The 26845-nt window shown below is 42.6% G+C and carries 28 protein-coding genes and 1 tRNA gene; 22 read left to right on the top strand and 7 right to left on the bottom strand.

Annotated elements, in window-relative coordinates; all coding sequences use genetic code 11:
• The first annotated feature begins 63 nt into the window (after window positions 1–63).
• The gene (locus tag ABT997_RS02915; RefSeq protein ID WP_350018683.1) at window positions 64–1854 is read left to right on the top strand and encodes a TcaA second domain-containing protein; all 1791 of its coding nucleotides are present in this window, start codon (window positions 64–66) and stop codon (window positions 1852–1854) included.
• 10 nt (window positions 1855–1864) lie between these two features.
• A complete protein-coding gene (gene ldcB, locus ABT997_RS02910) occupies window positions 1865–2638 on the top strand; it encodes an LD-carboxypeptidase LdcB/DacB (RefSeq protein WP_350018782.1) in 774 nt (257 codons plus the stop codon).
• A 100-nt stretch (window positions 2639–2738) separates the two neighbouring features.
• Here ldcB and ABT997_RS02905 read toward each other — a convergent pair whose 3' ends face one another.
• The 3 genes from ABT997_RS02905 to ABT997_RS02895 form a co-directional block, all read right to left on the bottom strand.
• Entirely contained in the window at window positions 2739–2981 is a 243-nt protein-coding gene (locus tag ABT997_RS02905) for a type B 50S ribosomal protein L31 (protein ID WP_003016441.1), read from the bottom strand.
• Window positions 2982–3203: 222 nt separating this feature from the next.
• Window positions 3204–4205, bottom strand: a complete 1002-nt coding sequence (locus tag ABT997_RS02900; RefSeq protein WP_350018682.1) for a hypothetical protein — start codon at window positions 4203–4205, stop codon at window positions 3204–3206.
• 182 nt (window positions 4206–4387) lie between these two features.
• Complete coding sequence (locus ABT997_RS02895; RefSeq protein ID WP_350018681.1) at window positions 4388–5326, bottom strand: DHH family phosphoesterase; 939 nt, start codon at window positions 5324–5326, stop codon at window positions 4388–4390.
• A gap of 177 nt (window positions 5327–5503) precedes the next feature.
• Here ABT997_RS02895 and ABT997_RS02890 point away from each other — a divergent pair, with 177 nt between their 5' ends.
• The 9 genes from ABT997_RS02890 (at window position 5504) to ABT997_RS02855 (ending at window position 11148) form a co-directional block, all read left to right on the top strand.
• On the top strand, window positions 5504–5947 hold the full coding sequence (locus ABT997_RS02890; protein ID WP_350018680.1) for a flavodoxin: 444 nt from the start codon (window positions 5504–5506) through the stop codon (window positions 5945–5947).
• A 63-nt stretch (window positions 5948–6010) separates the two neighbouring features.
• Window positions 6011–6283 (top strand): chorismate mutase, encoded by a 273-nt coding sequence (locus tag ABT997_RS02885; protein WP_070594523.1) that lies wholly within the window; start codon window positions 6011–6013, stop codon window positions 6281–6283.
• Between the two features lie 46 nt (window positions 6284–6329).
• Entirely contained in the window at window positions 6330–7493 is a 1164-nt protein-coding gene (locus tag ABT997_RS02880) for a chloride channel protein (RefSeq protein WP_350018781.1), read from the top strand.
• 123 nt (window positions 7494–7616) lie between these two features.
• On the top strand, window positions 7617–7964 hold the full coding sequence (gene rplS, locus ABT997_RS02875) for a 50S ribosomal protein L19 (RefSeq protein ID WP_003003254.1): 348 nt from the start codon (window positions 7617–7619) through the stop codon (window positions 7962–7964).
• A 43-nt stretch (window positions 7965–8007) separates the two neighbouring features.
• Window positions 8008–8079: transfer RNA gene (locus ABT997_RS02870), tRNA-Arg, on the top strand.
• A 204-nt stretch (window positions 8080–8283) separates the two neighbouring features.
• Window positions 8284–8517 carry an Imm74 family immunity protein gene (locus tag ABT997_RS09845; RefSeq protein ID WP_491009173.1) on the top strand — a complete coding sequence of 78 codons (234 nt, stop codon included), beginning with the start codon at window positions 8284–8286 and terminating at the stop codon, window positions 8515–8517.
• Window positions 8518–8534: 17 nt separating this feature from the next.
• The gene (locus tag ABT997_RS02865) at window positions 8535–9092 is read left to right on the top strand and encodes a hypothetical protein (RefSeq protein ID WP_350018679.1); all 558 of its coding nucleotides are present in this window, start codon (window positions 8535–8537) and stop codon (window positions 9090–9092) included.
• Between the two features lie 30 nt (window positions 9093–9122).
• Complete coding sequence (locus ABT997_RS02860) at window positions 9123–9872, top strand: PoNe immunity protein domain-containing protein (protein WP_350018678.1); 750 nt, start codon at window positions 9123–9125, stop codon at window positions 9870–9872.
• A gap of 463 nt (window positions 9873–10335) precedes the next feature.
• Complete coding sequence (locus tag ABT997_RS02855) at window positions 10336–11148, top strand: PrsW family glutamic-type intramembrane protease (RefSeq protein ID WP_350018677.1); 813 nt, start codon at window positions 10336–10338, stop codon at window positions 11146–11148.
• A 44-nt stretch (window positions 11149–11192) separates the two neighbouring features.
• On the opposite strand, the gene mnmE is transcribed toward ABT997_RS02855, so the two are convergent.
• Window positions 11193–12566, bottom strand: a complete 1374-nt coding sequence (mnmE, locus tag ABT997_RS02850) for a tRNA uridine-5-carboxymethylaminomethyl(34) synthesis GTPase MnmE (RefSeq protein WP_350018676.1) — start codon at window positions 12564–12566, stop codon at window positions 11193–11195.
• A gap of 162 nt (window positions 12567–12728) precedes the next feature.
• On the opposite strand from mnmE, the gene rpiA reads away from it, so the two are divergent.
• The 9 genes from rpiA to ABT997_RS02805 all read left to right on the top strand — a co-directional run bounded on the left by rpiA (window position 12729) and on the right by ABT997_RS02805 (window position 21037).
• Window positions 12729–13406 (top strand): ribose-5-phosphate isomerase RpiA, encoded by a 678-nt coding sequence (rpiA, locus tag ABT997_RS02845; protein ID WP_350018675.1) that lies wholly within the window; start codon window positions 12729–12731, stop codon window positions 13404–13406.
• Between the two features lie 126 nt (window positions 13407–13532).
• Window positions 13533–14744: a phosphopentomutase gene (locus ABT997_RS02840; RefSeq protein ID WP_350018674.1), complete on the top strand. Its 1212-nt coding sequence runs from the start codon at window positions 13533–13535 to the stop codon at window positions 14742–14744.
• Window position 14745: 1 nt separating this feature from the next.
• Window positions 14746–15288, top strand: a complete 543-nt coding sequence (locus tag ABT997_RS02835; protein ID WP_350018673.1) for a DUF1697 domain-containing protein — start codon at window positions 14746–14748, stop codon at window positions 15286–15288.
• 13 nt (window positions 15289–15301) lie between these two features.
• Window positions 15302–16111 carry a purine-nucleoside phosphorylase gene (locus ABT997_RS02830; protein WP_350018672.1) on the top strand — a complete coding sequence of 270 codons (810 nt, stop codon included), beginning with the start codon at window positions 15302–15304 and terminating at the stop codon, window positions 16109–16111.
• Window positions 16112–16116: 5 nt separating this feature from the next.
• A complete protein-coding gene (locus ABT997_RS02825; protein WP_350018671.1) occupies window positions 16117–17382 on the top strand; it encodes a chloride channel protein in 1266 nt (421 codons plus the stop codon).
• A gap of 346 nt (window positions 17383–17728) precedes the next feature.
• The gene (deoD, locus tag ABT997_RS02820; RefSeq protein WP_350018780.1) at window positions 17729–18439 is read left to right on the top strand and encodes a purine-nucleoside phosphorylase; all 711 of its coding nucleotides are present in this window, start codon (window positions 17729–17731) and stop codon (window positions 18437–18439) included.
• Window positions 18439–19197 (top strand): hypothetical protein, encoded by a 759-nt coding sequence (locus tag ABT997_RS02815; protein ID WP_350018670.1) that lies wholly within the window; start codon window positions 18439–18441, stop codon window positions 19195–19197. The genes deoD and ABT997_RS02815 overlap by 1 nt, the downstream gene beginning before the upstream one ends.
• A gap of 10 nt (window positions 19198–19207) precedes the next feature.
• Window positions 19208–19939, top strand: coding sequence for an NAD-dependent protein deacylase (locus ABT997_RS02810; protein ID WP_350018669.1), 732 nt, complete (start codon window positions 19208–19210; stop codon window positions 19937–19939).
• A gap of 126 nt (window positions 19940–20065) precedes the next feature.
• Window positions 20066–21037, top strand: a complete 972-nt coding sequence (locus ABT997_RS02805; RefSeq protein ID WP_350018668.1) for a hypothetical protein — start codon at window positions 20066–20068, stop codon at window positions 21035–21037.
• 19 nt (window positions 21038–21056) lie between these two features.
• Here the strand turns inward: ABT997_RS02805 and ABT997_RS02800 are convergent, their stop codons facing one another.
• Window positions 21057–22001, bottom strand: coding sequence for a hypothetical protein (locus tag ABT997_RS02800; RefSeq protein WP_350018667.1), 945 nt, complete (start codon window positions 21999–22001; stop codon window positions 21057–21059).
• A 296-nt stretch (window positions 22002–22297) separates the two neighbouring features.
• On the opposite strand from ABT997_RS02800, the gene ABT997_RS02795 reads away from it, so the two are divergent.
• Complete coding sequence (locus ABT997_RS02795) at window positions 22298–23266, top strand: hypothetical protein (RefSeq protein WP_350018666.1); 969 nt, start codon at window positions 22298–22300, stop codon at window positions 23264–23266.
• A 29-nt stretch (window positions 23267–23295) separates the two neighbouring features.
• On the opposite strand, the gene ABT997_RS02790 is transcribed toward ABT997_RS02795, so the two are convergent.
• Both ABT997_RS02790 and ABT997_RS02785 read right to left on the bottom strand, forming a co-directional pair.
• Window positions 23296–24228: a hypothetical protein gene (locus ABT997_RS02790; RefSeq protein WP_350018665.1), complete on the bottom strand. Its 933-nt coding sequence runs from the start codon at window positions 24226–24228 to the stop codon at window positions 23296–23298.
• 9 nt (window positions 24229–24237) lie between these two features.
• Window positions 24238–25146 carry a LysR family transcriptional regulator gene (locus ABT997_RS02785; protein ID WP_048689847.1) on the bottom strand — a complete coding sequence of 303 codons (909 nt, stop codon included), beginning with the start codon at window positions 25144–25146 and terminating at the stop codon, window positions 24238–24240.
• A gap of 142 nt (window positions 25147–25288) precedes the next feature.
• Between ABT997_RS02785 and ABT997_RS02780 the strand changes: the two genes are divergently transcribed.
• Entirely contained in the window at window positions 25289–26659 is a 1371-nt protein-coding gene (locus ABT997_RS02780; RefSeq protein WP_350018664.1) for a DUF6688 domain-containing protein, read from the top strand.
• Window positions 26660–26845 lie beyond the last annotated feature (186 nt).

Here is a 26845-nt window from a genome sequence, read left to right as displayed (position 1 = left end):
ATAAAATTCTTGTTCATATAGATATCGGATAAAAAATATTTTAGGTTTTAGGAGAACATACCGATGAACAAAAAATGGGTAGAATTATTTGAAAAAGTGATCGGTCGCAAACCTACTCCTGAAGAATTCATTGCCGGAAGAGATTCCGGCTTTGATTTTAAGGCAATCAAATCGATTGCTGGAGTAGCGATCGACCAAGTGGCGTCAGAAGCGCCAGGACTAGGAGGGCAGGAGCCAGTAGAAGAGCCTGTAAATCCACTCCAACAGGCCTGGGAAGAGCGTTTCTTCGCCCTTTATGGACGTGCGCCACTTCCAGAAGAGATCGAATCAGCACGTAGTCAGAACTTTGAAATTGTGGAAGGACCTGCTCCAACTATTCATTTGGATGAGACCAATCAAACAACACAGGTCTTCGCACCAGTAGAGAGTCCATCAGAGGCCTCAGAAAGCCTGTCCCAGCCAGTTGAAGCCGTAGCGGCAGCAGAACTACCAGAGCAAGAAGAAGCTGTCAAGAAAGGCAAGAAAAAGAAAGAAAAGAAAGTCAAAAAAGAGAAAAAGGGCAAGAAAAAGAAAGTCTTCTTCTTCAGTATTTTAACTTTGTTGGTCTTGACCTTGTCTGGTCTAGGCTATTACTTCTCATCAACTACAGGCCCACAGGTGACAGTGGACAAATTGGTCACAGCCATTGAACAAAAGGATTACCGGGAAGTGGCTAGCATCCTTTCAAATGATAAGGATAAGTGGACCAAGGAAGAAGCTCAAGGCTTGCTAGACTATATGACTGCTCAGAAGATCGATGTGATTTACGAATTAGATCATATCGCCCAGTCTTCCAAAACAGGGATCGTCAAGGACAAAAATCAGAATCTACTGATTGGAATCGAGAAGGCGGATAAGAAATTCGGTATCTTCCAAGAATATCGCATCGAGACCTATCCACTTGAAGTCACAGCGACTACGAATCTGGATGATGCCAAGCTTAAGACCAGTGAAAAAGAGTCGACAGTGCTCAAAAAGAACCAAACGACCAAACTTGGTAAGGTTCACTTTGCACCTCGAGATATGCAACTAGACGGTAAGACCGAAGTTGGAAAGATCTCTAGTGAGGTCAAGCTAGATCCAGCTCAAGCTTCGAAGAATAAGCTGGACTTGACCTTCAATTCTGAGAAACGTCTTCTTGAAATTGAATTCCCAGAGGAAGTCAGCAATCCAACGGATATCAAGGCGGCCGTGAATGGCAAGGAAGTCGGCACAAGTACCCTATTTGAAGTCGATGTCGTAGCCCATCAAGAAATCGAGGTCCATGCAGTCTTTAGTGTCAACAATGAGAGCTATACAACTGAAAAGGCCAAGGTTACGATCGGTGAAACTCCGGATGATGATGAAGTCATCACTTTGAAGCTTTCTAAGGATGTAGCCAAACGATTGAAAGATGCAGAATCAGCTCGTAAAGCCAAGGAAGAAGAAGCCAAGAAGGCAGAAGAGAAGAAAACTGCTATCACCTCCTTCCTCCAAGACTACCGGACAGAAATCTTCTCATCTGTCTCAAGTAGATCCAACACCTACTCCAAGTACTATGACACTTCAAGTGATGCCTATAAGGAAATGGTGGAGTGGACAACAGGTGGCGGAGTCAAGAAGGCTGAAATCGACTACTATACACCAGGTGTTTTCAATGTTCTCAGCGTTACCGAAGAGAATGGAATGGTGATCGTGAAAACCCATGAAGAATATACTGTGCACTATGTGACCAGCCGAAAAGATAGCCAGAGTAGCAAGGACAAGACCTACACCCTGAAACCTGTAGGGGATACTTACGTGATTACGGCTATTGCGGTCACGGCTGGTAATTAGGAGGTTTATGATGAAATTAAGCATGACAAAATGGACGCTTGCTGGCCTGGTTCTGTTGAGCCTAGGTGCTTGTGGCCAACAGAAGGAGTCAAAAAGCTCATCTCAAAAAGAGCCTGCTTCCAGTAAGCAAGTCGCTCAGTCGTCAGCCAGCAAAGAAACCAGTGCTTCTGAAGCAACTTCATCTGACGATAACAAAAAGTCAACGAAGAAGGCAGGCGAAGTAACGGTGGACCAAGGTGTTTCCTTTAATGGCTCTTATTACAGTGTCCAAGGAAAGTCTGGAGATATCGTCATTGCTAACAAGCACTACCCCTTAGCTGCAGACTACAATCCAGGTGAGGATCCAGTAGCTGTTGCGGCCTTGCACGAGTTAATCGCGGCCATGCAGGCTGAAGGGTATGCTATCAGCGATCAGTACAGTGGTTTCCGCAGTTATGAGACCCAAGTAGATCTCTACCAAAGATATGTCAATCAAGACGGTGCCGCTGCAGCAGATCGCTACTCAGCTCGTCCTGGCTATAGCGAACACCAGACAGGTCTAGCATTTGACCTCATCGATACCAGTGGCAATCTCGTTCAAGAACAAGGCGCAAGCAAATGGTTGCTCAAGAACGCTGCCAAGTATGGCTTTATCGTCCGTTATCAAGAAGGAAAAGAAGCGAGCACGGGCTACATGCCGGAAAGCTGGCACCTTCGCTATATCGGAGAAGACGCAAAAGATGTCGCAGCATCAGGAAAAAGCTTAGAAGAATACTTCAACTTTACCGGTGGCGACTACGAATAACAAGAAAACCGCTCTTTCAGGAACCTGAAGGAGCGGTGTTTTTATGTTGGGCAGAACAAGAAAAAACCACTGCCAAGTGGAAGTGGTTTTGATGGGTTTCTTATTTGAGACCGTATTTTTTGTTGAAACGATCCACACGTCCATCTGCTTGAGTGAACTTTTGACGTCCAGTGTAGAATGGGTGTGAGTCTGATGAAATTTCAACACGGATCAATGGGTAAGTTTCACCTTCGAATTCAACAGTCTCGCTAGAGTACTTAGTTGAACCACTAAGGAACTTGTAACCAGTAGTAGTGTCCATGAAGACAACAGGGCGATATTCTGGATGGATATCTTTTTTCATTTTGCAATATTTCCTTTCTGCCATGGTCTCTTTCCGAGCCATAGATTGTTACTAAGCTAGTGTATCAAAAACAAAAGAGTTTGGCAAGGATTTTTACCAAATTTTTCGCATTTTATAAAGAAAAAAAGTGGGAGAAGCTCATCCTATTAGGCAAGCTTTTCCCACTCTGACCAACACCCCTAGTAAGGAAATGTTGGACATGCATGATTAATAGAAATCTATTTATTCTTGACCAGGTTCAGTAGTTGGCTGTTCTGGTTGTTGAGGTTGCTGTTGCTCTTGTGGTTGCCAAGCTTGTTGAGGTGCTTGTTGGAAACCTTGTTGAGGCTGTTGAGGTGCTTGTTGGAACCCTGGTTGAGGTTGTTGAGGCGCTGGTTGGAACCCTTGTCCTGGAGCAGGTTGACCAAACCCTTGTTGCCATTGTTGTTGATTAGGTTGACCAAACCCTTGTTGAGGTGCTTGTTGGAACCCTTGTCCTGGGGCAGGTTGACCAAACCCTTGTTGCGGTTGTTGGAATCCTTGTCCTGGGGCAGGTTGACCAAACCCTTGTTGAGGTGCTTGTTGGAACCCTTGTCCTGGGGCAGGCTGACCAAATCCTTGTTGAGGTGCTTGTTGGAACCCTTGTCCTGGAGCAGGTTGACCAAATCCTTGTTGAGGCGCTTGTTGGAATCCTTGTCCTGGAGCAGGCTGACCAAACCCTTGTTGTGGTTGTTGCCATTGTTGCTGACCAGGTTGACCCGGTTGTTGTGGTGATTGGACAGATGATGCAACAGATTGGGCAAATCCTCTACTTGTTGATGCAAGTTCTTGGAATGTCCCTTTAGTGATTTTACCACCAGACATCGCAAGAAGTCCTGTGATCACAATAGCAATACTTGCAATGACTGCAATAATCAAACCAAAACCAATAGAAAAGCCATCACCGAATTCAGATGAAGCACCCAAAACTCTAAACATAGTGATGATCGTAATTAAGCTTTCAAGAATACCGATAGCAATGACACCAATGGAAAAATTCTTGTTCATTGGTGGAGCAATGTTTGGAAGACAAGCTAGAACGATGGCACCAATAGCTAGGACAACGATGACCCATCCAAATTCACCTCGAATTCCACTGAAAGAATAACTTCCAAAGGATCCACCATTAAGTGTACTCCATGGCAAAAAGGTAGAAATGGCAGTAAGAGCTGCTGCGACAATGATAAAAATACGATGTTTATGCATAAAACGTCTCCTTTTTTGTGATTATTATAGCATAAATAAGCTCAAACTGGAATGGAAATCTAAGAAATCGTTCACATTTTTCTAAATGTTATTAAAATTCATTCGTTTTTGTTTAAAATGAAAAAAGGCCAATCGTCTTCACTAGAAACGACTGACCTGCTTGCTTGATTCTTCATGAACATCTACTTTGCCTTGGCAACTTCCTGTAGTTCCCGATAGATTTGCTCGTTTTCTTCTAAGGAATAAGAATTGGCGCCACTGGCGAGTGGGTGGCCTCCACCATCGTGGCGTTTGGCAATCTCGTTGATCACCAGAGCTTTACTTCTCATACGGACGCGGTAGTGGCCATCGGCTTGCTCGACAAAAATAGCCCAGACGCTGACGTCTTCGATTCGACCAGGTGCTGAGACGATCGCAGCAGTCTCGGCATCTGTGATTTGGTAATGTTTGAGGAGCTCTTGGGTAAGTGTCACGCGACTAGCTCCATTTTCATCGATTTCGAGATTGTCATAGACATAGCCTTGAAGCTTGGCAATCTTAGAGCTCATGCTATCCATCTGACGAGAAAGACCGGCAAAGTCAAAGTCAAAGCTACGAAGGTGGGCAACCATCTCGAAAGTCCGGCTTGTCGTCGAAGGGTAGAGGAAGCGTCCAGTATCTCCGACAATACCGGCATAGAGGAGACGGGCTGCTTCTGGACTGATCTCAAGCTGTTGTTCAAGAGCGAAGAGGGTGATGAGTTCACTCGTAGAGCTAGAGTCGGTGTCTACCCAGAGGAAATCTCCGTAGGCATCGTCGTTTGGATGGTGGTCAATCTTGATCAGAAAATTGCCGCTTGTGTAGCGTTTGTCATCGATGCGAGGGGTGTTGGCAGTATCGCAGACAATGACTAGAGCACCCTCATAATCTTCATCTGTGACAGTATCCATACTAGCCATCCAAGCAAGAGTCGGCTCGTTAAAGCCGGTAGCTAAGACTCTTTTGTCTGGGAAGTTGGTCTGGATGATTTCTTTCAGGCCGACCTGGCTTCCGATTGCGTCCGGATCGGGATTCATATGACGGTGAAGGATAATGGTATCGTATTGGTTGATTTTCTCTAAAATGTCCTGTGTAATCTGCATATAGTACCTCATTTAGTTCTCATTCAATTTTAGCATAAGGCGGGCATTTGGAAAAGAAAAAGATTGTCTGGCTCTCTGGTGGAGAATTTCCGAACAATGCCAGGTACCCAGAACTTCCCCATGCAAAATGCGCGCGAAAGTGGTATAATGTCATAAGATTATTATTTGGAGGGAATTATGACATTAGCAAAGATTGTTTTTGCAAGTATGACTGGAAATACTGAAGAAATTGCTGATATCGTAGCGGACAAATTCCGTGATCTTGGTGTCGAAGTAGATGTGGATGAGTGTACAACTGTGGATGCGGAGGACTTCCTTGAAGCAGATATCGCAGTGGTAGCGACTTATACATACGGTGATGGAGAGCTTCCAGATGAGATCCAAGATTTCTACGAAGATTTGGCTGGCCTTGATCTCAAAGGCAAACTTTACGGTGTGGTAGGATCAGGTGATACCTTCTACGATGAATTCTGTAAAGCAGTTGATGATTTCGACCGTTGCTTCGCTGCGACTGGTGCTGAAAAAGGTTCTGAGTGTGTCAAAGTTGATTTGTCTGCAGAAGACGAAGACATTGAAAAATTAGAAGCCTTTGCAGAAGAACTTGTAGCAAAAGCAAATTAATGACAATGAGGCTGGATCGATGGATTACAGCTTCGATTTATATCCAAAATAAAGAGGAGACACATGGATTTAGATCAGATTCGTAAGGACATTGACCAGATCGATCAAGAGCTAGTAGCCTTACTGGAAAGACGGATGGTCTGTGTCGGTCAAATTGTAGAATATAAGGAGCAACAGAGTTTACCTGTGCTCGATCAGAGAAGGGAGAGAGAAGTACTTGAGAAAGTCGGCTCTCTCGTGACGGAGGAGCAGTATCGGGCGACTATTCAAGCTCAGTTTCAAGATATGATGAAGCGCTCGAGAGACTTCCAAGAGGAGGTGAGGGCGCGTGACTAGTCTATCTATCAAGCAAAAAGTACAACAGTATGTGGTCCTAACAGGGATGGCGCTTTTCATTGGTCTCTTGGTTGGTGCCATTGACATGATTTTTGGTCAAGGATTGCTCCTGATTGGAGATGTCCGAAGCCAGCATTGGCCTTTGATTCTTTTTCTGGCCTTAGCGGGGCTTGTCATTGTTTATCTTTATAAACGTTTTGGTGGCAAGGCTTCAAAAGGGATGGGCCTCATCTTTGATGTCGGACACGCGCGTGAGGAGAAAATCCCCTTGGTCTTGGTGCCTTTGATCATGCTGACGACCTGGATGAGCCATCTCTTTGGTGGTTCGGTCGGTCGGGAAGGTGTAGCAGTCCAGATCGGAGCGACGCTTTCGCATCGTTTTGCCCGTCATATCAAGATTCCAGATGCTTCGCGTATCTTTCTCATGACAGGGATGGCAGCAGGTTTTGCGGGGCTCTTTCAGACACCACTAGCAGCAACCTTCTTTGCCCTGGAAGTCTTGACAGTTGGGGAGTTGCAGTTGATTGCTCTCTATCCAGCGCTCATTGCCTCGATCGTGGCGAGCTTTACCTCTCATGCTCTTGGCTTGGAGAAGTTTGCTGTGCCACTCAAGGAAACGCTGAGCTGGACACCAGAGACCTTGATCAAAGTCGCCCTTCTTGGCTTGGCGTTTGGCCTCGCCGGGAAGCTTTTTGCAGTTAGCCTTTCCTGGTTGAAGAAAACAGTCGCGAAAGTACTGCCTAATCCTTATATCCGAATCTCGGTCATTGGGGCTGGACTCAGCTTGATCCTCTTGACCCTCCAGCTGACCAAGGTCGGCTCTTATAGCGGACTCGGAACCAATCTGATTGATATGGCATTTCATCAAGGAAGTGCGCAGAGTTATGACTGGATCCTCAAGCTCCTCTTTACCGTGGTGACCATCTCGGCTGGGTACCAAGGAGGAGAAGTGACACCGCTCTTTGCGATCGGAGCTACACTTGGCGTTTTTCTCGCTCCTCTGCTGGGCTTACCCGTCTTAGTGGTGGCTGCTATGGGTTATGCCAGTGTCTTTGGTAGTGCGACCACGACCTTGCTCGCACCGATCTTGATCGGAGGAGAAGTCTTTGGCTATGCCAACCTTCCTTTCTTTGTGATCGCCTGCGCCATCGCCTATTGCCTACCAAAAGAGTGGAGCATTTATTCCGGCCAAAAAGTTGCAAAAAAGTAGAGAAAAGAGCTTTACAAACCTGAGATTATCTGATATGATAGTTTCTGTGCGTAATGGAAGCACAAAAATACAGTTTATCCGCTGAGGGAGATCCCTCAAGATTGACGAAGATAGGAGAATAAAATGAATCCATTAATCCAAAGCTTGACTGAAGGTCAACTTCGTACTGATATCCCTGCATTCCGTCCTGGTGACACCGTTCGTGTACACGCGAAAGTTGTCGAAGGATCTCGTGAACGTATCCAGATCTTTGAGGGCGTTGTTATCGCTCGTAAAGGTCAAGGACACACTGAAATGTACACTGTTCGTAAAATCTCTAACGGTGTCGGTGTTGAACGTACATTCCCAGTACACACTCCACGTGTAGAAAAGATTGAAGTTGTACGTTACGGTAAAGTACGTCGTGCGAAATTGTACTACCTTCGTGCATTGCAAGGTAAAGCAGCTCGTATTAAAGAAATCCGTCGTTAAGACGAACAAGGAGGCGGGAGTGATCTCGCTTCTTTTTTTATAGGTCCCCTTAGTTCAATGGATATAACAACTCCCTCCTAAGGAGTAGTTGCTGGTTCGATTCCTGCAGGGGACAGAAGTAGAAAAAAACACTGAAGATTCAGTGTTTTTTTGTTGGTTTATGCAAGGATGGATCTTGGGGGAAGTTCTTGTATGGTATAATAGTAGAAAACATAACATTGATTTTTAAGGTAATTCCATCATGTTGGAATACCAAATTAAGAAGATTATGAGTGCTCTACAAGTTTAGTCTAAAAGGGATATAAGAAAATGAAGTAAAATGAAAATTTCTAGTACAAGGTCTATCATCATTTTTGATTATGAAAATGGTAATGTTTTAAAAGCAAAGGGAGAATTGTTGATTGATGGAAGTTTTACTGTATATAGGTCAAGTATACAGAATTGTGAGGCATCATTCAACCACATTCGTATCACACAGAACGAGATAGATAAACTTGTTGAGGAAGTGGATTCCATGATGACTGAGCAAACAATACAACTCGAATTTATCTGAGTTAGAGTAGGAGAAGGATGATGAAAATTGATTACGGTGAACAGATGGTCACATGGGAGTGGAATGGTTGCGTAATAAAGATAGAACTACCAGATATCAATCATGCGGAATATAATAAAGATGAGAACATTGTAATCGTCTATAGTGGGGAAAACTTTGTAAGCAAAATCATTTTCTACTTTAGTTTAGAAGGAAAATTGTTAGGGCAACAAAATTTACTAGAAGGAACCCTAGAGTGGAATCATAATGGGAAGCATCAGATTGGGTTTCAGCATTCACATCACTTACGCTTTAGTCCTAAATATCAGCGTATCTTAAGCATATCTTGCGCATCAAGTGACTTTGAACTTCCTTCAGAATTAGAGATTTATAATTTAGAAGGTGAGAAAATTGACCAAATTGAATCTCCTGCAGGATTTACTATGCTATATATTTCTGAGATAAGTAAAGAGAAACTGAGAATTGTATGTGAGGCTCTTAAAGAGGATTGTTTTGATAAATTTGGTCGAAGAGATTTCTATTTTAATTTGGAGTTAGAAACTAGAAAATGGGTAAAAGATGGCATTGCCTATTGAGGATTTACCAGTAGACCGAAGGAGATAAATATGATTTTAAGGGATGAAATAACAACGAGTGATAGAATACAAAAGTTAATTAATTTTGAAAAAGAACAAATAAATGTAAAGCGAAATAAAATTAAGAGTTTAATGAAGGATACGGAGGAAGGAATTCAAAGACACAAGCTAACAAATGACGAAGTTATTGCAAACATCAAGGGGACAATTAATGTATTGACTGAAGAATTATTAGTTGCTACCTACACTGCAGGATATTCTATTGAGAGATTCAAAGAAGAGTACCTTAAATATGTCGATAGCCTTCTCCCTATTTGGTATAGTAATTCAGGATATGATGCAATGCTCTGGGCTCTTTCCATTGGTATTTTGTTAGAGGTTGATGAAACGACTTTTGATAAATTGGTAGATTTGGTAAGGAAAGATGATCCAGAGGACTATTTGATCGATTACCTTATCCAGTCTCGTCATCCAGAGTGGACAATTCGGATAAACTATAATTTCCCAAGACCTTATGGCTTTACCCGAAAGATTATAGAGGAAGAAAATTCTGAAAAGGGAGTATCTCTCTTGAAAGAATACTTGACTAAAAAATGGTATCAGGGATGTAGAGATGAAGGCTGGTATGATTTGCATAAGCGCAACATTGATAATTATTATGGCTACTGGTCCTTTGAATCAGGCGCCCTCTGCAAACTCAAGGACTTGGATTACAAGGAATTGGAAGGTGTTCCGTATTTCCCTTATGATTTGGTTGCAGAAGGTGCGACGAAAGAATAAGTATCATGGATTGTTATTAACAAATCTTTTTATAAGAGAGTTCAGATGAACTCGTTCCTGCAGTAACCATTACATTAGATAATCAAATTAGAAACATCATCGACGCTCTTTCAGAACAGAATGGCTATGAAGGCTATCCAGAGGCCATTTCAGAAATTCTTTTCAAAGGGATAGAAAGTATGATTAAAAAATAATCAACTCTTTTGCAATAAGAAACAACTTCTGGCTAAAGTAAATAATAGGATTTCTATCTGACTTAACTCTTCTCTTGGTTTTTGTACTCTCAAGATTTAAGAAACTGTACAATCAAATAGCAAAATGATTTTAATATATACTTCATAAACTAGCAGCCGCTATTTCCGTAGCCATTTATTGTTTTTTTGAGCTTTTATTGTTACAATATCCATATAGACAAAAAGACTGGGATTCCAGCCTTTTTAATTGTTTTAAAGAAAGGTTTTTTATGAAACGCAAATCGATTTTGTTTCTATTTTTATTCTTGCTCTCGATTGGTCTGGCCTATGAGACGCAGTCTATCACAGCTGGTTGGATGACAGGTAGCCAGTATGGGATCATTGGTATCTCTGTCCTCTTGCTCCTAGTTTATGCGATTCCTGCTGTTTGGGCTCTCTTTCATTTCGCCAAGAAGTGGAAGTTGTCTTGGATTCCGGTTCTTTTTTCTCTCCTAGGTGGGGGCTTTATCGCAGGTTGGTTGTCTAGTTTTGCCAATACCTACTTCCACGAGATGATTCAAGCGGTAGCGCCAAATAGCGATTTTTGGAACCAGTATGAGAGTGCCATCGCAGGACCCCTCTTTGAGGAACCCTTCAAGTTGATTCCGATCTTCTTTGTCCTCTACTTGTTCAATGTGCGTCGGATCAAATCTATCTTCCTTTTAGCGATTGCATCTGGTCTTGGTTTCCAGATTGTGGAGGACTTTGCCTATATCCGTCAAGACATGCCAGAAGGTTTCTCTTACGCAGTATCTGGCATCCTAGGTCGGATTATGAATGGGGTCGTATCACACTGGGTCTACACAGCCCTCTTCATGGTGGGTCTCTACTTGATCCTTCAAGCGACAAAAGGTCGCAAGGAGTTGATGCTGACGGGTTGGTTCTATTTTGTATCTGGTTTTGGCCTTCACTTTGTTGGTAATTCACCATTTGGCCAAATCGAGACAGAACTCCCTCTCGCTATTCCATTCTTGACAGCAGTAGGACTCTTCTTGGTCTACCAAGCCTACCTCACTGTCCAAAGTATGGACCAAGGAAATTAAGAATAGAAAAATCGTATGTTTGCAACATACGATTTTTTTGAATCTTATTTTCCAAGACAGAATTGACTGAAGAGTTGGGTGATGAGCTCGTCCGGAGCAGCATCTCCTGTGATTTCTCCAAGGATTTCCCAAGTGCGTGTCAGATCGACTTGAAGCAGGTCCACTGGCATGCTCATAGCCAGGCCTTCGTTAACTGCTTGGAGGCTTTCAACGGCTTTCTCAATGAGAGAGATGTGGCGGGCATTGGAGAGGTAAGTAGCATCTTGCTCTACTAAGCCAGCATTTTCAAAGAAGAGGGCATTAATACGGTCTTCGATGTGGTTGATATTTTGATTTTTCAGAACCGAAATCTTGATGTAATCTTCTGGCAGTTGGTCGATTTCAATCTTCTCTGGGAGATCGACCTTGTTGAGGAGAATGATGCGGTTGCTGTCTTGTGAGATTTCCAGCAACTGACGATCCTGATCAGTCAGTGGTTCACTAGCATTGAGGACCAGAAGGACCAGATCGGCTTCCTTCAGTGCCTTGCGAGAGCGTTCCACCCCGATGCGTTCAACGATGTCTTCTGTCTCGCGGATCCCAGCCGTGTCGACCAGCTTGAGGGGAACACCGTTGATATTGACGTATTCCTCGATGACGTCTCGGGTCGTCCCTTCGATATCGGTCACGATAGCTTTTTCCTCGCGTAGGAGGTTGTTCAGAAGGCTAGATTTACCGACGTTTGGTCGCCCGATGATAGCAGTCGAGATTCCTTCGCGAAGGATCTTACCCCGGCGAGCTGTCTTGAGGAGGTTGGTCAAGAGGGCTTCGAATTCGGTGGTCTTTTCACGGATGATCTCGGTGGTTGCTTCCTCGACATCATCGTACTCAGGATAGTCGATGTTGACTTCGACCTGAGCTAGGGTATTGAGGATCTCTTGACGCGTGTTGTTGATGAGGTCAGATAGGGATCCGTCCAACTGTTTAACAGCGATGTTCATAGCCTTGTCGGTCTTGGCGCGGATAATATCCATGACCGCCTCGGCCTGGGTCAAATCGACACGACCATTCAGGAAGGCCCGCTTGGTAAATTCACCAGGCTCAGCCAGACGAGCGCCTTCGCGGATCACCAATTGCAGGATTTCGTTGGTCACAGCAATCCCACCGTGAGTGTTGATTTCGATGATGTCTTCTCGCGTGAAGGTCTTAGGAGAGCGCATGGCTCCGACCATGACTTCATCCAGAATTTCATCCTTATCCGGATCTACGATGTGGCCGTAGTTGAGGGTATGGCTAGCCACGCTGGTCAAGTCTTTTCCTTTAAAGATCTTTTGAGCGATTTTAAAGCTGTCTGTCCCGCTCAAGCGGACAATCCCAATCGCTCCCTCACCAAGTGGAGTCGAGATCGCAGCGATGGTATCAAATTCTCTAGTAATCATGTATCTTCTCTTTTCCTGTGTATTCCCTTCTATTCTATCGTAAACTAGCAAGAGGGGCAAGGTTTTGCTTTTAGAAGGAGAAGTTGAAAAGGTTTTCAGTTAGGTAGTGAAATCTGTCGGCCGATATGCTATACTAAATATGAATAGAAATGGAGGTCTAAGATGGTAAACCTAAAAGAACAGGTAGGCATTAAGGCGGCTGAGTTTGTTACAGACGGCATGATTGTCGGTCTTGGTACAGGGTCAACTGCTTATTATTTTGTGGCTGAATTGGGACGTCGCATCAAGGAGGAAGGCTTGCAGATTACAGCTGTAACGACCTCAAGCGTGACCTATGAACAGGCAGAAGGCTTGGGAATTCCTCTCAAAGCGATCGATGATGTCGAAGTGGTGGACTTGACCGTCGATGGTGCGGACGAAGTAGACCCTGCTTTGAACGGTATCAAAGGTGGTGGCGGTGCCCTCTTGATGGAGAAAATCGTTGCGACCAACTCAAAAGACTGCATCTGGATTGTCGATGAGTCAAAACAAGTGGAGACGCTTGGTGCCTTTAAACTACCAGTAGAAGTGGTTCAATACGGAGCAGAAAATCTTTTCCGTCATTTTGAAAAGAAGGGCTATTCACCAGCTTACCGTGAAAAAGATGGCCAGCGCTTTGTGACCGACCAAGGGAACTTTATCATCGATTTGGATTTGAAAGTGATCCCAGACGCTGAAGCCTTGGCAGAAGAGTTGGACCGCACTGTCGGTGTTGTCGACCATGGTCTCTTCTTAGGAATGGTTTCAAAAGTCATCGTAGGGACACCAGAAGGTCCAAAAATCATTAGCAAATCACATTAAAAAGGGCTTTTTGTCCTTTTTTCTGAGGATATAAAACTTATTTATAAAATTTTATATGAAAGCGTTACATTTTCAAAAATTTGTGTTATACTGTATTCAGTTTAAATTATAAAGGAGACATTCAATATGCCAAAATTTAATCGTATGCATTTAGTGGTTTTGGATTCAGTAGGGATCGGAGCAGCTCCAGATGCTAATAACTTTGTCAATGCTGGTGTACCTGACGGCGCATCTGACACACTTGGACACATCTCAAAAGCAGTTGGTTTGAATGTACCAAACATGGCAAAACTTGGTCTTGGAAATATTCCTCGTGAACAAGCCTTGAAGACTGTTCCGGCTGAGAGCAATCCAACTGGTTACGCTACGAAGTTAGAAGAAGTCTCTCTTGGAAAAGATACCATGACAGGTCACTGGGAAATCATGGGTCTTAATATTACAGAACCCTTTGATACTTTCTGGAATGGATTCCCAGAAGAAATCTTGACAAAAATCGAAGAATTCTCAGGTCGCAAGGTCATCCGCGAAGCCAACAAACCTTATTCTGGTACAGCTGTTATCGATGACTTCGGACCACGCCAAATGGAAACTGGCGAGTTGATCATCTATACATCAGCTGACCCTGTTCTTCAAATCGCAGCTCACGAAGACATCATTCCTTTGGATGAACTCTACCGTATCTGTGAATATGCTCGTTCCATCACTTTGGAACGTCCAGCTCTTCTAGGTCGTATCATTGCTCGTCCTTACGTTGGTGAGCCTGGAAACTTCACTCGCACGGCTAACCGTCGTGACTTGGCTGTTTCACCATTTGCTCCAACTGTTTTGGACAAATTGAACGAAGCTGGTATCGATACCTATGCAGTTGGTAAGATAAACGATATCTTCAACGGTGCTGGTATCAACCATGATATGGGCCACAACAAATCAAACAACCACGGGATAGATACCTTGATTAAGACCATGGGACTTCCTGAGTTCCAAGAAGGCTTCTCATTTACCAACTTGGTAGACTTTGATGCTCTTTACGGACACCGTCGCAATGCGCACGGCTACCGTGATTGCTTGCATGAGTTCGATGAGCGTTTGCCAGAAATCATCGCTGCAATGAAAGAAGACGATCTCTTGATGATTACAGCTGACCATGGTAACGACCCAACATACGCTGGTACTGACCATACTCGTGAATACATCCCATTCTTGGCTTACAGTCCATCTTTCAAAGGTAGTGGCTTGATTCCAGTCGGACACTTTGCGGATATCTCAGCTACTGTGGCGGACAACTTTGGTGTTGAGAAAGCCATGATCGGAGAAAGCTTCTTAGATAAATTGGTTTAAGATGATGCGCTTTGCTCTCCTCGTAAGAGGAATCAATGTTGGCGGCAAAAACAAAGTGGTCATGGCTCAACTTCGTCAAGAATTGACGGAGCTGGGATTCGAACAAGTGGAAACCTACATCAACAGTGGCAATATCTTCTTTACGACAGGTCTTTCTCGATCTCAATTAGTAGAGTGCCTGTCGACCTTCTTTGAGCATCACTATCCCTTCATTCAGTGCTTTTCTCTCCTGAGTCGTGAAGACTATGAAGCAGAATGTGCAAACCTACCGCAATGGTGGACAGAAGAGATGGCTCGCAAGGATGTGCTCTTTTACACCGAGGGCTTGGATAGGGAATCCGTAGAAGAAAAGTTGCTTGCTTTGAAGCTAGGCGATGAAGTGCTTCACCTTGGCAAAACAGCGGTTTTCTGGGGGAAATTCTCAGAAGCAAGCTACGCTAAAACCGCCTACCACAAACATCTGATGAAGATGCCTTTCTATCGTCAGATCACTATTCGCAACGCTAACACCTTTGACAAAATTGGCACATTACTTAAGAAATAAAAGGAGAAACACAATGACATTATTAGCAAAAATCAATGAAACAGCAGCATTTTTGAAGGGCAAAGGAATCGAAGCTACTGAGTTCGGTTTGATCCTTGGTTCAGGTCTTGGAGAATTGGCTGAAGAAATCGAAAATGCAGTCGTAGTAGACTACTCTGACATTCCAAACTGGGGTCAATCCACAGTAGTCGGACACGCTGGTAAATTGGTTTATGGTGATCTTGCTGGTCGTAAAGTTTTGGCTCTTCAAGGTCGTTTCCACTTCTATGAAGGAAACCCATTGGAAGTGGTGACTTTCCCAGTTCGTGTCATGAAAGTTTTGGGATGTGAAGGAGTGCTTGTAACTAACGCTGCTGGAGGTATCGGCTTCGGTCCTGGTACCTTGATGGCTATTACTGACCACATCAATATGACTGGTCAAAACCCATTGATCGGTGAAAACTTGGATGACTTTGGTCCGCGTTTCCCTGATATGTCGAAAGCTTACACTCCAGAATACCGTGAAACTGCTCATCAAGTAGCAGATAAATTGGGCATTAAAATGGATGATGGGGTTTATATCGGTGTGACAGGTCCAACTTATGAAACTCCAGCTGAAATCCGTGCGTATAAGACTCTTGGTGCAGATGCTGTCGGTATGTCAACTGTTCCTGAAGTCATCATTGCGGCTCACTCTGGTTTGAAAGTTCTTGGTATTTCATGTATTACCAACTTTGCGGCTGGTTTCCAAGAAGAGCTTAACCACGAAGAAGTAGTGGAAGTGACGGAGCGCGTCAAAGGCGACTTCAAAGGCTTGCTAAAAGCAATTCTGGCTGAATTGTAATAAAGATGGAAAGAATTGTGAGAACCATTCAAGCAATTCCCTATAAACTGAGAATGGTCCTAGCAGCTTGTCTGCTAGGGCTTGTTTCGGGTTTTGCAGGTATTATTCTTCATGATCTTCTGGAATTTTTTGAAGGGCTAGTATTTGGTCACTCCGAGCATGAGTCTAGTTTTTTGACGGATGGAGTTCCCCCTTATCGGGTAGGAATCAGTTTACTAATTGTAGGTCTTACTTCAGCCTTAGTCTGGTATTTTTTGCAACGAAAGGGGAAGCTTCTCTCCATCAAGGGTCAGATGAAGGAGGAAGATTCCCGTCTCGCCCTTCATTTCTGGAGACAATTGCTCCATTCTAGCTGGCAAATTGTGGCTGTTGGAGGAGGAGCACCGATCGGCAAGGAAGGAGCGCCCCGAGAGATCGGGTCCTTGTTGGCAGGTCGTCTTGCGAAAGGTTTTGGCCTGCCGCTGGCAGATCGTATTTTTTTGATTGCTTGTGGGGCAGGAGCAGGATTGGCTGCGGTTTACCAAGTCCCATTAACGAGTGTGTTTTTTATTTTTGAAACCTTAGGCATTGCATTTTCGCTTAAACGCTTTTTCTTGGCAGGGATTTCCACTTATGTGGCTGCTTATACGGCAGGTTGGGTGATTTCAGATCATGCACTCTACAAGCTGCCGGTTACGACTTGGTCGCTACAGGGGTTGTGGTTGATGCCAATCTTAGTCTTGGTCTTAACGCCCCTAGCCTTTGGATTTGCGCGATTGACCAAGCAAGCTACTGCTCATCGGATTAAAGACAAGCGTATTCTCTTGACTCTTCCACTTGCATTTCTTTTCTTAGCTGGCCTAGCTCAGAAACTCCCCCACCTTCTTGGAAATGGACGAATGGTAGCTCAGGAGGCCATCAATGGTATTTCATGGAAGACGGCCTTCCTCTTGTTGGTTCTAAAGGCACTTGTCGTTTTGCTTACTCTCTGGGCGGGAGCTTATGGAGGGACTTTGACGCCTTCCTTTGCCCTGGGGATGGTAGGAGCGGCACTTTTCACTCTAGCTTTTGGAATTGAGAGTCCATCTACCATCTTACTTATTGGCGCTGTTTGCTTTTTGACCGTGACCCTAAAGGCTCCCTTTTCTGCAACTGGTTTAGTGATTGGATTTACAGGTCAAGGATTAGATGCTCTGCCTTACCTATTACTAACAGCCTTTCTAACTGTTGGTTTGACTCAAAGGTTGGATCGTATGATGGGGAGAAAATTAAAGGAGTCTTCGAGTAGATAAGATTCAGGAGCTTTTTATGGAGGGGATTTACCCTACAAGCTAGATGAATCCTATCTTCTTATGGTATAATTGATGTATACGCAATAGGTCAGATTAGTCTGGGGTTCAAATAGAATCTGAGGCCTGACCTATAAGAAAAAAACAAGAAGCTAGAACGTGTGTTCTCTATGAACACGAGCAGAAAGCTTTTCTAAACAAAATACATACAGAAAGGTAGGGTTAACCGTATTCGCTGAACTGAATACGGGCGGAGAACTGTGTAAAAAAGATAAACTGTCTAGCATCTACGATGCGTCGTCAGTTTCCTATTTTTACTTTGTTCTCTGTCGCCCTCTATATCTTAATTATGTCTATCCATATTGCTGCTAAGCAAGGTGAAATTGCTGATAAAATTCTTCTTCCTGGGGATCCTCTTCGTGCGAAATTTATAGCTGAGAACTTCCTTGAAGACGCTGTTTCCTTCAATGAAGTTCGGAACATGTTTGGTTACACGGGTACCTACAAGGGTCATCGTGTATCTGTTATGGGAACTGGGATGGGGATGCCATCGATCTCTATCTATGCGCGTGAGTTGATCGTGGACTACGGTGTGAAGAAATTGATCCGTGTGGGTACAGCTGGTTCTTTGAATGGCGATGTCCACGTCCGTGAATTGGTCTTAGCTCAAGCAGCTGCAACCAACTCAAACATCATCCGCAACGATTGGCCTCAATACGATTTCCCACAAATCGCTAGCTTTGATCTTTTAGACAAGGCTTACCACATTGCCAAAGTCCTTGGTATGACGACTCACGTCGGCAATGTCTTGTCATCAGACGTTTTCTATTCAAACTATGGTGAAAAGAACATCGAGCTTGGTAAATGGGGTGTGAAAGCTGTGGAAATGGAAGCAGCAGCTCTTTACTATCTTGCCACCCAACACCAGGTGGATGCCCTTGCCATCATGACTATTTCTGATAGCTTGGTTAATCCAGAAGAAGACACGACTGCTGAAGAACGACAAAATACTTTCACTGATATGATGAAAGTTGGTCTTGAAACCTTGATTGCAGACTAATGACAGAATACCTTCATGATGAGTGGCTCTACGACCTTCAGACTTACCAGTATAGTCGGGCCCTTCGCTCTGCTAAGAAGCAGAAGGAAGTTCCGGAGTTGGTCTTGACCTTATTACAGTTAATGGCCGAGCGTCGGGAGCTCAATATTCAACCGATTATGAACCAAAAGTTGAGAACTGACTTGCTAGAAGCGACTGGTTTTCAGCTTTTTTGGCATGAGGACCCAGAAGAGGAGCAACTGGCTAACTACCTGTACGATTTAGAAGCCAAGCTCCGCAATGAGCAGATCATCGACTTCATTCGGGCGGTGAGCCCAGCTATTTACCGGATCTTTATGCGCTTGATTGAGTTGCAGATCCCTGATATTGCAGACTACATTCACAACTCTAAGGAGTCCAGCTATGACCATTGGAAGTTTGATAAGATCCGGGCGTCTGACCATCCAGCCTTGCAGATTTTCCATAGCGAGAGTGCAGTCAATTCGTCCAGTTTGACGGAGTTGATCTTGATCTTGGACTTGCCGGATTCCACCAAGGAAGCAGCCAAGCAACTGCGGGAGTTGGAAAAATCTGTTCGCAATCCTTTGGCCCACTTGATCAAACCCTTTGATGAGGAAGAATTGCACCGGACGACGGGTTTCTCTTCTCAGCATTTTATGGAGCTCTTGGTGAGCTTGGCTCAGGAGACGGGGATTGTGTACAAGCGAGAACCTTTCTATTTCGACCAGGCCAATGCAGTGATCGAGGCGCTCTTGTAAGGAGGAAGAGATGGATAAACTAAAAGAGTTGCAAGACGTGATTGACCACAGTCAGAATATTGTCTTTTTTGGTGGAGCAGGTGTCTCTACAGAGTCCAATATTCCCGACTTTCGTAGCTCGAATGGCGTTTATAGCGTCACCTTGGGGCGTCATTTTTCGGCTGAGCAACTGGTCTCTCATACCATGTTTGTGCGCTATCCAGAGGACTTTTTCGAATTTTATAAAAAATACCTGCTCTATCCAGATGCCAAGCCCAATGCGGCCCATCGTTATCTGGCTTGGCTGGAGCAGACAGGGAAGCTCAAGGCAGTGGTGACACAAAATATCGATAGCCTCCATGAAATGGCAGGCTCTAAAAAGGTATTGAAGCTCCATGGCAGTGCTGATCGCAATCACTGCACAGGTTGCCAGCGCTTTTATAATCTGGTGGCCTTTTTAGCTTTGGAAGGCCCTGTTCCACTTTGCCTGGATTGTGGCAAGGTCGTTAAACCGGATGTAACCCTCTACGAGGAAGCCCTCGATATGGAGGTCTTTAGCCAAGCAGCTCGAGCCATCCAAGAGGCTGAACTTCTCATCATCGGAGGAACCTCCCTCGTTGTCTACCCAGCAGCTAGCTTGATCCAGTATTTCCATGGCAAGCACTTGGTCGTGATTAACAAAACTAATATTCCGCAAGACAAACAGGCAGACCTAGTCATCGAAGGGAAGATTGGCCAAGTATTTTCTCAATTAAGACAATAAAAGAACACCTGAAGGAAGTGGAAATCCACTTGTTTCAGGTGTTTTTATTGATCATACTCTCATTAGCAAGTCTATAATAATGAGGGTGATTATGATATAATGAAATAAATCTCCCAGGAGGTGAGTATGAAGAAGGTGAAGAGTAAAAAGTTGAAGTTTAAGAGGAAATATATCCTTCTTGCTTTAGTTAGTTTGTTTATTGGCTATATTGGTCTTCGCTATTACATCAAGCCAGAGTGGTTTGATTCGGAACATATCTACCATAGAATAAAAAATTATAAGCTGAAAGAACTCAAAAAACAAAAGAAGATCATCCAGTCTGTCAATATTGAATTTTTTTATCGAGAGGATGTTTCTGTTCCATGGGAAGCTTACTGGGTGGAGTCGACAAGAAAGGATCTTGATAAATATTTAAAGCCCATCATGCATGTGACTTTCACTGACGATACCAAGGCAGATATACCAATTGATACTTCTTATGAAGGGCCAGCATTTAGTGATAATCTATTGGATGATAAATTGTATAATCAACTGCGGTATCGATTTCCTAATTTTGAAAGTGATGATAACATAAGCTTATTAGACTATGTTTTGATGATCTATTCAAATGACACACTCTACCAGGATACGGATCTAAAAGAGATAGTCAGTTTTCAGTTTAAAGATCCTATCATTCAGACCAATCAAACTTATTATAAGTATGTCACAGAAACACAAAAAAGTATTTTTCCAGTTTACTTTGTTCAACAGAAGGATCAGTATGCAACCTCAAATATGAAAGAATTTTTGGAGGATGCTGAGAAAAGAGAAAATAGAAATTATGTCGATACCTGGCCAAACTATGGAAATGTTGAATTAAATGCTCATATTACAACAAACGGTTCCCGACTCTATTATTCGGATGAACTATCAAATTTACCATTAAATATACTGCCAACAGGGAACCAGTTAAACATGACAATCACATACAGCCTAGTTGTCTCTAAAGAAGATGATGATGAGTACAAGCTAAAGTCCACTTCAAAAACTTACACCGAATCGAATAAAGATGAATATATTACTGAAGTTTTAATACCAAATCAAAACAAGTCCAAATGAGATTCATTTGGACTTGTTTTTACAGTAGGATGTTTAAGATAGGATCCGCAAAGTCATCATCAAACAGATTGATGTTAGAAAAATTATAATTCTTATCGATGGCTTTTGGGGCGATTCTTCCGACATTGAAAGTTTTTTTATTTTCTTTTATAGTGGCTATTTTGGGTGTTTGTTTGATCAAATCCGGAAGTTCGTTAATGATTCGTTTGTATAATTGGCGAAAATCATGACCAACCTCTTGTTTTAATTGGCTTTCCCTCTCATTGATCCTCCGATTGAGATCCTCTATATCGGGTTCAGACCAGTTAGAAGTAACCGTAAAGGAATACCCTGTAGAAGTAGCTGTATCCATATGTACTTTATAACCAGAAGAATGGGTTATAAAAGTATCTGTGTAAGCTTGTTGAATAGCTTCTAGCTCTTTTTCAGTAGGGGTGTAATAGACTTCAATAGACTTAGTCATTTCCTTTGTCTTATCCAGTATACTATCTTTTATATTCGTATCGTATTCACCCTTTATTTTCTTCTCTACAATTTGATAAACATCTTCTAAATTGAATGGTTTATCAGCAGTGGAAAAAGTCTCTTGAAGAACAGCTTTATCTGTATCATTTTTCTTTTGAATGTGATAAACCAATTTATAGTTGGAATGAGGTTTTCCGTAAAACCATAAGACGGTTTTGCCTTGAGAAGAAATTTCTTTTCTCTCAATCTCTATTTCATTGTTCTGTTCATCTACGAGTCTTATTTTTTCGGTAGAGTAGTTTTCAAGATTCTTTTCTGAAATAGTCACGAAATACATCTCGTTTGATTTTTGAAAATTTGAAGTGTTTTGGTCCTTATCAAACACTCCATTGTCAACAGTTTCAACGCTGATAGAAGGACTTAAAAAGTAAATCAGTAACAACATCGAAATTAGGATGGAGAAAAACCATATTAGTCTTTTTTTAATCTTTTTGCTCATACATACTCCGGTTACAGTGAGAGTTTTTTAAAAATAGGTATCGTTAGAAGCATCGTCACAATGATACCAGTTAAACATAGTGCCTTTATTTTAACATAGGTGATGAATATTATCTAGAGTCGTCATGGGACTCAGATGTAAGGAAAAACCTTATTTTTATATAAAGAAAATGGTTACTTTTCGAATAAAGGAATTTTTGTTTCTGAACTTGCCCTACATTTTGAAAATTGTTACTGATTATGGTTTAATGAAAAGAGATAGTGTTGCAATGAAATAGATTTTCCCTGGAGGTGAGTATGAAGAAGGTGAAGTTTAAGAAGAGATATATCATCCTTAGTTTGATAGGTCTCTTAACGATGGGCTATTTCGCTTTTCGATATTATATTAGACCAGATTGGTTTGATTCAAAACATATCTATCATAAGGTTTATAATTATAAGGTCAGTGATGTCAAACCTCAAAAAAAGGTCATTCAAGATATCAACATCGAATTTATCTACGATAAAGATGTTGAGAAACCTTCTGATGGTCAGTGGGAAGAGTCTACAAGAACAGATGTAAGATTATATGATAATGATTCTGTATTACATGTAACCTTTACTGATAAAAGTAAAGCAACAATTCCAATCTTTACCTCTAGAAGCGGCCCAGCTTTTAGCAAGGAAAGTATCGATTCACGACTATTAAAAAAACTATCTTATCGCTTTCCTGAATTGCAAGTGAATGAGAAAAGAAGTACGATTGAACTTGGCTCTGTCCTGATGCTCTATCAAGGCGATACCTTGTTTCAAATTCCTGAAGCAAGTACAGAGATTCAGTTTCAGCTGAAGAATACGAAGACAGGGAAATTGCAAACCTATTATCAGTATGGCGGTGCCCCAGATTTTAATTATTTCCGCCCGGTATATTTTCTACAGTATCAATCAAACTCAACAGCAGAGAATCAAGCATTCTTTGATGATTATGACCCTTCAAAAGAATTAAATTATTGGGATACACGCTATGATTTGGGTTCCAATACGCTAGATGTGAAGCAAGATTATTCTTTCTATAATTTATTTTATTCAAATCAATTCTCCAATCTTCCAGTCGGTATTAGTACAACCGGTGACACCTTTAAAACAACGATTACTGAAACCTATGTTATAGAGGATGTTGGTGGAGGAGATAAGGTGGTCAAAGTTGTATCAAGGTCAAAAACCTATACGGACAAGATGGCCTATACCACTGAAGTTCTTGATAAAAAACTAAACAACTCCAGGTAGCCAATTGAGCTATCTGGAGTTGTTGTCGTTTAAGGATATATTTCTTCAATTGTGTTAAGAATATCTTCCAACCCAATGATCCTTAATGTATCAGAAGTCTTGTCTAATGATGGAGAATCACGATTAAAGCTTAAGGAAGCTGTCTGCTCTTCAGTTTCTCTCCGAGGTGTCTCCTTGATCATTTCTGGCAGTTCTGAAACAACTGTTTTGAATACTTTTTTTGGATCATTCTTGAATTCTTTTTTTAGTTGGTCTTCACGATCATTTATTTTTTTGTTCAGCTCGTCCATATCTGGCGGTGACCATTTATAACGGATAAGAAAACGGAAAGCAGAAGCATCAGCTTGAGAGAATTCCAGAGTATAGGTCATGGATGAGTCCCAATAGGCATCAGCAATGGCCTTTTTCTCCTCATCAGTTGGAGTATAATAAGGGGAAATATTGGTCCAGTTAGAATTTAGTTTACCATATATTTCTGTTTGGAGGTTAGTTTTCAGATAGTTAGCAAGTAGATTCTCTCCTTCTTTTCGAACTTCCTTAAATACAGTTCTATTTGAAGGTGTGGTGAAAGAAGATTCTGCTTTAGTATCTGAAAAACGATCTTTATAACTGAGTTTGTACTTGGTATTTGGTTTTCCCGCGAACCAGAGGGTGTTATATCCTTCTGAGTCATTTTCAAATGTCAAAATACTTTGTTCCTTGTTATCCTGATCCAGGATTTTAACATCATCTGAAGATACGCGGTTGATTCCTTCAATAGTAAATGTTAATAAATACCTATTTTCGGCTTCTTTATCTTCCTTTAATGGATAATCAGAGTCAAAATAGCCATTAAAATCAGAACTCAAGGTAACTTGAGGGGGAATTTCGAATAGAGTCGGAATAGGATGGACATTAAAAAAAGCAATCAAACCAATAACAAGAGTTATACCGATAAAAATAAGGGTTTTCTTTACCTTCATAGTCCCTCCTTATTTATCAAATTGGACTTCCTCAAGTAAGTATTCGATAAATTTTTCACCCATCTTAGAGAGGCTTGCTTTCTCGTGTTGGATGTAGACCAGCTCGATTGGGTCATCGATATCTAGCGGGATGGAGACGATATTATCTCCGTTGAGGTTGCTATTGAGGATCCCAGTCGCAATGGTGTAGCCATCCAGACCAATCAAGAGATTGAAGAGGGTAGCACGGTCACTGACGACAATGGACTTTTTGTGATGCTCTTGGGAGAGGATTTCTTCAGAGAAGTAGAAGGAGTTGTGAGTCCCTTGGTCATAGCTGAGATAAGGGAAGTCTTCTAGGTCTTCTAGCTTGACCACTTCTTTGTTAGCTAGAGGATTGGTCTTGCTGACGAAGATGTGAGGTTGGGCAGTGAAGAGGTGGGTTGCCTTGAGGTGGCTATCATCCAGCATTTTTGAGAGGACATCCCGGTTGTACCCATTGAGGAAGAGGACACCAATCTCACTACGGAAGTTCTTGACGTCGTCGATGATTTCCCAGGTTCTAGTCTCCCGTAGAAAGAGCTCGTATTTCTCCATATCGCTTTTCTTGAGGAGAGAGACGAAGGCTTCGACCACGAAGGCATAGTGCTGGGAGGATACGCTAAAGAGCTCCCGATTGGCTACTGGATTTTTATAGCGTTCTTCTAAAAGTTGGGTCTGCTCGACGACCTGACGGGCATAAGAAAGGAACTCCATCCCATCCTTGGTCAGAGTGATCCCTTTGGGATTACGGATGAAGATATCAATTCCCATTTCTTTTTCCAAGTCCCGCACAGCATTGGACAAACTTGGCTGGGTGATGAAGAGTTGCTTGGACGCTTCATTCATAGAGCCTGTTTCGACGATTTTGATAATGTAATGTAATTGTTGGATTCTCATGCTTATATTTTAACATACTTTTGACAGAAAATCCTAGCTAGTATCAGTCTCTAGAAGGATTTTTGCCTATAAAACAGGTTTAGAATTGAAGGATTGATTGTAGCTTGATAGAATGATGGAAAAGATGATCTCTGGAGGACTTATGAAAAGAATTGCTTACTGGTACAAAAAATGGAATCAGGAACTAGAAACTAAATTTTTAGCCAGTTTAATAAAGATAAACTTTATGACCAACTTCCTGATTTTTCTTAGTTTGTCTGTCCTTCTAATTATCAGGAGCTTGCCAGGAAATATCCAATCTTTGGGTTTCTGGAATGCTATTTTTGGAGTCGCAATTTACAGTGTTACAATTCTTGTTCATGCCCTAGTGGTTAGTTATTTTGTTCCTAATATCTTTGTGATTCTGTATGTTATTTCTCGCTGGTCTACGATTCATGCCCAGACCTTGGAAAAGGAGCTAGTCGGCGTCTATGATGAGAAAGAAGAGGAAAAAATTAAACGAAGGGTTAACAATCGCAAGTACTTTGTGATCCTTTGGATAGGAGTCTTTGGCAGCATCCTGGAATCCTTCGTCATCTATCTAGTAAAAGATTTAACGAGTTATGATTGGACCCAGCAGCTCATTAATGAGCAGAAGCATACCATGATTTGGTCGGAGGCGCTACCGACGATCCTTATTTTGGCACTGATTTCCTTCCTAGCTTTGGCCATCTATTCTTACCGAGATGCCAATTCCTTGTCTCCACTTTTGAATATCTTTTGTATCAGTGGGATATTGATGGGATTGGTGCTAGTAGTGGTATTTGACATCCAGTTGCAAGTCATCGGTTGTCACACGGCCTTCTTGTTGGTTTATTCCATTAGTCTTTTGCGGACCAGGATGAAGGAGTGGGAGGGGGAGTCTGATCCCAATAGGGCATATGACAATCCCATTCTCCAGCGCTTTCACCTGATTCTTCACCAATCCAAACACTGGCCTTGGTTGGCAGTCATCTTTGCCCTTCCCTTATTAGCGGTATTGGTTATGGTCCTCATGCTCTTTGGTCAACGTCCTGATAGCTTGGTCAAGGCCTGGACCAATACGGCAGATTGGACCTTCTCGGAAAAGATCCCTCCTCAGAATCTCATTATTGATGAGCACTATCTCTGTACAGTCGCAGCAGGTGGTCATGAAAAGGTGGTCAAGCCCCAGCGGATGGGAGTCCGGCATGGTCATCCTGTTGTGGTTAATCGCCAGCTCTGTATTGCAAATGCCTTTGAGCAGGTCTTAGAAGAAAAGACGCCACGTTTCCATCGATTTCTGCGTCGTAATTATGACCGTTATGGCTATCCCTTTGCTAAACATATCAAGAAGAAATGGGCTATGGATGTCATTTACTATCTAATGAAGCCCCTGGAATGGCTCTTCTTGTTGGTTCTCTACTTGATCGATCGCAAGCCAGAAAATCGCATCGCTCTGCAGTATATCCCTCCGGTACCAGAAGAGTTTTCTCCTGAACCAGATGGGAAATGAGCAGAGCTATCGGGCTTCTACTTGACAAGCGACCAGTAGCGCGATATAATGAGAAAAATTTAACCTTTAAGGGGTCCAGAGAGGCCTGCAAGGAAAGACAGAAAAAAGATCAGCGGACCAAGTCTAGCTGATCATTTGTAGGACCTTGCTTTTGCGAGGTCTTTTTTGCTGGAAGAAAGAAGAGGA

The sequence above is a fragment of the Streptococcus australis genome (assembly GCF_040226615.1).
GTDB classification, from domain to species: domain Bacteria; phylum Bacillota; class Bacilli; order Lactobacillales; family Streptococcaceae; genus Streptococcus; species Streptococcus australis_E.
The sequence above is the reverse complement of the archived record's forward strand: the minus strand, read 5'-3'. Positions and strand labels throughout refer to the sequence as shown.

What these genes read in the sequence shown, in the direction of transcription:
- ABT997_RS02915 (WP_350018683.1), top strand. Translation starts at nt 64, where the DNA reads ATGAACAAAAAATGGGTAGAATTATTTGAAAAAGTGATCGGTCGCAAA.
- deoD (WP_350018780.1), top strand. Translation starts at nt 17,729, where the DNA reads ATGTCTATCCATATTGCTGCTAAGCAAGGTGAAATTGCTGATAAAATT.
- rplS (WP_003003254.1), top strand. Translation starts at nt 7,617, where the DNA reads ATGAATCCATTAATCCAAAGCTTGACTGAAGGTCAACTTCGTACTGAT.
- ABT997_RS02830 (WP_350018672.1), top strand. Translation starts at nt 15,302, where the DNA reads ATGACATTATTAGCAAAAATCAATGAAACAGCAGCATTTTTGAAGGGC.
- ABT997_RS02880 (WP_350018781.1), top strand. Translation starts at nt 6,330, where the DNA reads ATGGCGCTTTTCATTGGTCTCTTGGTTGGTGCCATTGACATGATTTTT.
- ABT997_RS02785 (WP_048689847.1), bottom strand. Translation starts at nt 25,146, where the DNA reads ATGAGAATCCAACAATTACATTACATTATCAAAATCGTCGAAACAGGC.
- ABT997_RS02885 (WP_070594523.1), top strand. Translation starts at nt 6,011, where the DNA reads ATGGATTTAGATCAGATTCGTAAGGACATTGACCAGATCGATCAAGAG.
- ABT997_RS02790 (WP_350018665.1), bottom strand. Translation starts at nt 24,228, where the DNA reads ATGAAGGTAAAGAAAACCCTTATTTTTATCGGTATAACTCTTGTTATT.
- ldcB (WP_350018782.1), top strand. Translation starts at nt 1,865, where the DNA reads ATGAAATTAAGCATGACAAAATGGACGCTTGCTGGCCTGGTTCTGTTG.
- ABT997_RS02890 (WP_350018680.1), top strand. Translation starts at nt 5,504, where the DNA reads ATGACATTAGCAAAGATTGTTTTTGCAAGTATGACTGGAAATACTGAA.
- ABT997_RS02860 (WP_350018678.1), top strand. Translation starts at nt 9,123, where the DNA reads ATGATTTTAAGGGATGAAATAACAACGAGTGATAGAATACAAAAGTTA.
- ABT997_RS02895 (WP_350018681.1), bottom strand. Translation starts at nt 5,326, where the DNA reads ATGCAGATTACACAGGACATTTTAGAGAAAATCAACCAATACGATACC.
- ABT997_RS02855 (WP_350018677.1), top strand. Translation starts at nt 10,336, where the DNA reads ATGAAACGCAAATCGATTTTGTTTCTATTTTTATTCTTGCTCTCGATT.
- ABT997_RS02840 (WP_350018674.1), top strand. Translation starts at nt 13,533, where the DNA reads ATGCCAAAATTTAATCGTATGCATTTAGTGGTTTTGGATTCAGTAGGG.
- ABT997_RS02805 (WP_350018668.1), top strand. Translation starts at nt 20,066, where the DNA reads ATGAAGAAGGTGAAGAGTAAAAAGTTGAAGTTTAAGAGGAAATATATC.
- ABT997_RS02865 (WP_350018679.1), top strand. Translation starts at nt 8,535, where the DNA reads ATGATGAAAATTGATTACGGTGAACAGATGGTCACATGGGAGTGGAAT.
- ABT997_RS02835 (WP_350018673.1), top strand. Translation starts at nt 14,746, where the DNA reads ATGATGCGCTTTGCTCTCCTCGTAAGAGGAATCAATGTTGGCGGCAAA.
- ABT997_RS02900 (WP_350018682.1), bottom strand. Translation starts at nt 4,205, where the DNA reads ATGCATAAACATCGTATTTTTATCATTGTCGCAGCAGCTCTTACTGCC.
- ABT997_RS02800 (WP_350018667.1), bottom strand. Translation starts at nt 22,001, where the DNA reads ATGAGCAAAAAGATTAAAAAAAGACTAATATGGTTTTTCTCCATCCTA.
- ABT997_RS02815 (WP_350018670.1), top strand. Translation starts at nt 18,439, where the DNA reads ATGACAGAATACCTTCATGATGAGTGGCTCTACGACCTTCAGACTTAC.
- ABT997_RS02810 (WP_350018669.1), top strand. Translation starts at nt 19,208, where the DNA reads ATGGATAAACTAAAAGAGTTGCAAGACGTGATTGACCACAGTCAGAAT.
- ABT997_RS02905 (WP_003016441.1), bottom strand. Translation starts at nt 2,981, where the DNA reads ATGAAAAAAGATATCCATCCAGAATATCGCCCTGTTGTCTTCATGGAC.
- ABT997_RS09845 (WP_491009173.1), top strand. Translation starts at nt 8,284, where the DNA reads ATGAAAATTTCTAGTACAAGGTCTATCATCATTTTTGATTATGAAAAT.
- ABT997_RS02780 (WP_350018664.1), top strand. Translation starts at nt 25,289, where the DNA reads ATGAAAAGAATTGCTTACTGGTACAAAAAATGGAATCAGGAACTAGAA.
- ABT997_RS02825 (WP_350018671.1), top strand. Translation starts at nt 16,117, where the DNA reads ATGGAAAGAATTGTGAGAACCATTCAAGCAATTCCCTATAAACTGAGA.
- rpiA (WP_350018675.1), top strand. Translation starts at nt 12,729, where the DNA reads ATGGTAAACCTAAAAGAACAGGTAGGCATTAAGGCGGCTGAGTTTGTT.
- ABT997_RS02795 (WP_350018666.1), top strand. Translation starts at nt 22,298, where the DNA reads ATGAAGAAGGTGAAGTTTAAGAAGAGATATATCATCCTTAGTTTGATA.
- mnmE (WP_350018676.1), bottom strand. Translation starts at nt 12,566, where the DNA reads ATGATTACTAGAGAATTTGATACCATCGCTGCGATCTCGACTCCACTT.